Raw genomic sequence first — 1,207 nt, 5'->3', positions numbered from 1 at the left:
GGAGGAATCAAACAATGTCAAAGGCAAAATTTGAAAGAAACAAACCACACGTTAACATTGGAACAATAGGTCACGTAGACCACGGTAAGACAACATTAACAGCAGCAATCACAACAGTATTAGCAAACAAGGGATTTGCAGAAGCATTCAACTATGCAGATATAGATAAAGCACCAGAGGAAAAAGAAAGAGGAATTACAATCAACACAGCACACGTAGAGTATGAAACAGAAAACAGACACTACGCACACGTTGACTGTCCAGGACATGCTGACTATGTTAAGAACATGATAACTGGAGCAGCACAAATGGATGGAGCTATCTTAGTTGTATCTGCAGCAGATGGTCCAATGCCTCAAACAAGAGAACACATACTACTTGCATCAAGAGTAGGAGTTGACTATATCGTAGTATTCTTAAACAAAGCTGATATGGTAGATGACGAAGAATTACTTGAATTAGTAGAAATGGAAGTAAGAGAACTATTAAGCGAATACAACTTCCCAGGAGATGATATTCCAATAGTTAAAGGATCTGCATTACAAGCATTAGAAAACCCAACAGATCCAGAAAAGATTCAACCAATCTTAGACTTAATGGATGCAGTAGATAGCTACATTCCAACACCAGAAAGAGCAACAGATAAGCCATTCTTAATGCCAGTAGAAGATGTATTCACAATCACTGGTAGAGGAACAGTTGCAACTGGAAGAGTTGAAAGTGGAATTCTTCACGTAGGAGACGAAGTAGAAGTAGTTGGATTAAGTGAAGAAAGAAGAAAGACAGTAGTAACAGGAATAGAAATGTTCAGAAAGTTACTAGACGAAGCACAAGCTGGAGATAACATCGGAGCATTATTAAGAGGTGTTCAAAGAACTGATATCGAAAGAGGTCAAGTTTTAGCTAAAAGTGGATCAGTAAACCCACACAAAGCATTCGTAGGTCAAGTTTACGTATTAAAGAAAGAAGAAGGCGGAAGACATACTCCATTCTTCGATGGATATAGACCACAATTCTATTTCAGAACAACAGACGTAACAGGATCAATCAAATTACCAGACGGAATGGAAATGGTAATGCCAGGAGATCACATCGACATGAATGTTGAATTAATCACTGAAATCGCAATGAATGAAGGATTAAGATTCGCAATCAGAGAAGGTGGAAGAACTGTAGGTTCTGGAGTTGTTACTACTATAGTTAAATA

At 38.0% G+C, this 1,207-nt stretch carries 1 protein-coding gene; it reads left to right on the top strand.

Going from position 1 to position 1,207, the window contains the following annotated elements; genetic code table 11:
• Positions 1-14: 14 nt before the first annotated feature.
• Positions 15-1,207 (top strand): elongation factor Tu (gene tuf, locus PTZ02_RS19670; RefSeq protein WP_274229418.1); only part of this gene is annotated, 1,193 nt, incomplete at its 3' end.

This window comes from Clostridium sp. 'White wine YQ' (genome assembly GCF_028728205.1).
In the GTDB taxonomy this organism is placed as follows: Bacteria; Bacillota; Clostridia; order Clostridiales; family Clostridiaceae; genus Clostridium_T.
The sequence above is the reverse complement of the archived record's forward strand: the minus strand, read 5'-3'. Positions and strand labels throughout refer to the sequence as shown.